Here is a 2,714-nt window from a genome sequence, read left to right as displayed (position 1 = left end):
CTGTATTAAACATGAAGTAAATTCTAGAAATAGCCACTTCTGTGATATTCATAATATGGAAACGAAAGACGATAATACTTTTTACTATCAAAATCTAAAATTGAAGCATTGTGGTTTGATAAAAAAAATCATATTAACTTCTTTAATATCTTTTCGTATTACGGGGTCTAATAAATGAATTACAATGCCTTAATCGGTTATACTGGATTTGTAGGTAGCACACTATTAAAGCAAACTGACTTTCATAACCTTTATCGTTCGACGAATATAGAATCAATAGAAGGTAAAGAGTTTGATACGATTGTTTGTGCAGGAGCTCCAGCAAAAAAATGGCTTGCGAATAAAGAGCCCGAAGCTGATAGATACTCTATCGAAAAATTAATGAATAGCCTTGCAAAAGTTAAATGTAAGAGATTTGTATTAATCAGTACAATTGATGTATTTAAGTCACCAATAGGTGTTGATGAGTATACAGCTGTTGACGAAAATAACCTTCATCCATATGGGCTTCATCGAAGAGAATTAGAAAAGTTTGTTGAAGCAAATTTTGAAAACTCAATAATTATTAGACTACCTGGTTTAGTCGGCCCTGGTTTAAAAAAGAATATTATTTTTGACTTTTTAAACAATAATAATTTATCGATGGTTGATAGTCGCGGAGAGTTTCAGTTTTATCCGATGGTTAATTTGTGGTCTGACATCAATTGTGCAATTGAATCCGGCAAGCGTATTATTCACTTTACTGTAGAGCCTATAAAGGTAGAAACGATAGCCTCAGAGGCGTTTGGTATTGATTTCATAAATGAGTGCCAAGAAAATCCAGCTAGATATGATGTAAGAACACGATTTTCTGAGATCTTGGAAGGAAAGGGTGATTACCATTACAGTGCAAAAGAATCGCTAACTGTCATTAGATCTTACCGGCAGTCAGAACCATTAGATGAGGATTGCAAGTGAAGCTTTCAATTTCAAATATCGCATGGGATGTTGCGCAAGATGAAGAGGTTGCGGACCTATTAATTGCGAATGGTGTTTCTGCCATTGATATTGCACCGAGTAAATATTTTGATTTAAGTTCATTGCCAAGTGAAGATGAGGTGCTCAAGGTAAAAAGATGGTGGAATAATAAGGGCATCTCCATTATTGGTATGCAATCATTGCTATATGGAACTAAAGGGCTGAATGTATTTGGTTCTAAGGAGTCTCAGTCATCGTTACTGGAGCATTTAGAGAAAGTATGTTCCATTGCGGAGACGTTAGGTGCGGAATTTCTTGTCTTTGGTTCACCAAAGAATAGAGATAGAATGGAACTAACGGATGATCAAGTAAATGTTGTTTCAAATGAGTTATTTTATCAACTCGGAAATATCGCCAGTAATTATGGAGTGACAATTTGTCTTGAACCTAATCCTCGTTGTTATGGAGCGAACTTTATGGTGGATAGTTTTGAGACAGCAAAGGTTGTAGATAGTATTAATCATCCATCTATCAAAATGCAGTTAGATACAGGGGCAATGTGTATAAATGCTGAGCGACCCAATGAGGTCATTCCGTCTATCTCCAAAAAAGTAGGCCATATTCATTTGAGTGAGCCAAATCTTGTTCCGCTAATTGATGAGGATGTATATAAACCTGACCTAAGTGCAGAAATGAATAAGCACTTAAGCAATGAGCATATGACAATAGAAATGCTAACATCTTGTAAGGAAAATGCACTTCACGAAATCGCATCTTCTATAGCCGTTGCTAAGAAACGATTTTTATCGATAAATTGTGGTTTATGAGATGAGCTGGATAATACTAATTCTTGGGATAGTCTCAAATGCTTCCGCTAGTGCTTTAATAAAGATGGCAGTAGAGCCTTCTCGGAAAATGCCTTCGTTTATTGATCCTTGGTCAGTATTCTCTAATTGGCCATTATGCTTAGGTGTAGGATTATATGGTATCGCCTTTGTATTGTATGCTGTTGCATTAAAACAATTGCCATTAAATATTGCCCATCCCATATTGACCAGTGGTTCTATCGCCACTGTTGCTCTTATATCTGTGCTCTTCTTTGGAGAGCAGTTCACGATGGTTAATATGCTTGGAATTGGATTTATTTTTTTAGGAGTAACAATTCTTGCGACGAGCTGATACAGATTACCAAACTAGCGAAGTGGACATTGATAAATATCTGAATTTTGATATTGCTATTATTGGTGGAGGTTTCTTTGGCGTATATATTGCCGAATTCTATGCGTTGATCGGTAAGCGGGTCGCTCTAATCGAAATGAATAATGATCTTATGCAGCGTGCGTCGTATGTTAATCAAGCACGAGTTCATAACGGTTATCATTATCCTCGAAGTATTTTAACCGCTTTACGTTCAAGAATTTCATTTCCACGATTTGTTGACGAATTTCAAGACTGTATTTCCAATGATTTTGAAAAGTACTATATGACTGCAAACCTACTGGGAAAAGTTAGTGCAAATCAGTTTAAGAAATTCTGCGATAGAATTGGCGCTCCATGTGATGTTGCTCCGGAAAAAGTAAGAAAGCTGGTTAACCCAAAGTTGATTGATGCTGTTTTTTCTACAAGAGAGTACGCATTTGATTCCGAAAAGCTAAAGAAAATAATGATTGATCGGATCAGAAATGCGGGTGTTCAAGTCTTCTATGAGCATTCCGTGTCGAAAGTGGAGTATGATGAGAAGCGACAATTACTAGAGC

At 36.3% G+C, this 2,714-nt stretch carries 4 protein-coding genes; all 4 read left to right on the top strand.

The window, feature by feature from the left end:
* Nucleotides 1–174: 174 nt before the first annotated feature.
* Entirely contained in the window at nucleotides 175–957 is a 783-nt protein-coding gene (locus MHN01_RS23695; RefSeq protein ID WP_239413811.1) for a pyridine nucleotide transhydrogenase, read from the top strand.
* On the top strand, nucleotides 954–1,784 hold the full coding sequence (locus MHN01_RS23690; RefSeq protein ID WP_239413810.1) for a TIM barrel protein: 831 nt from the start codon (nucleotides 954–956) through the stop codon (nucleotides 1,782–1,784). The genes MHN01_RS23695 and MHN01_RS23690 overlap by 4 nt, the downstream gene beginning before the upstream one ends.
* A 1-nt stretch (nucleotide 1,785) precedes the next feature.
* Nucleotides 1,786–2,136: a multidrug efflux SMR transporter gene (locus MHN01_RS23685; protein WP_239413809.1), complete on the top strand. Its 351-nt coding sequence runs from the start codon at nucleotides 1,786–1,788 to the stop codon at nucleotides 2,134–2,136.
* On the top strand, nucleotides 2,123–2,714 hold a 592-nt coding region (locus MHN01_RS23680; RefSeq protein WP_239413808.1), incomplete at its 3' end, for an FAD-dependent oxidoreductase. The genes MHN01_RS23685 and MHN01_RS23680, both read left to right, overlap by 14 nt.

It is taken from the genome of Photobacterium sp. OFAV2-7, from assembly GCF_022347985.1.
In the GTDB taxonomy this organism is placed as follows: Bacteria; Pseudomonadota; Gammaproteobacteria; order Enterobacterales; family Vibrionaceae; genus Photobacterium.
Note: the sequence above shows the minus strand (reverse complement) of the source record. Positions and strands in the feature narration are given on the sequence as shown.

Bases quoted from the DNA above. Each gene is read 5' to 3' on its own strand.
- MHN01_RS23695 (WP_239413811.1), top strand. From the start codon at position 175: ATGAATTACAATGCCTTAATCGGTTATACTGGATTTGTAGGTAGCACA.
- MHN01_RS23685 (WP_239413809.1), top strand. From the start codon at position 1,786: ATGAGCTGGATAATACTAATTCTTGGGATAGTCTCAAATGCTTCCGCT.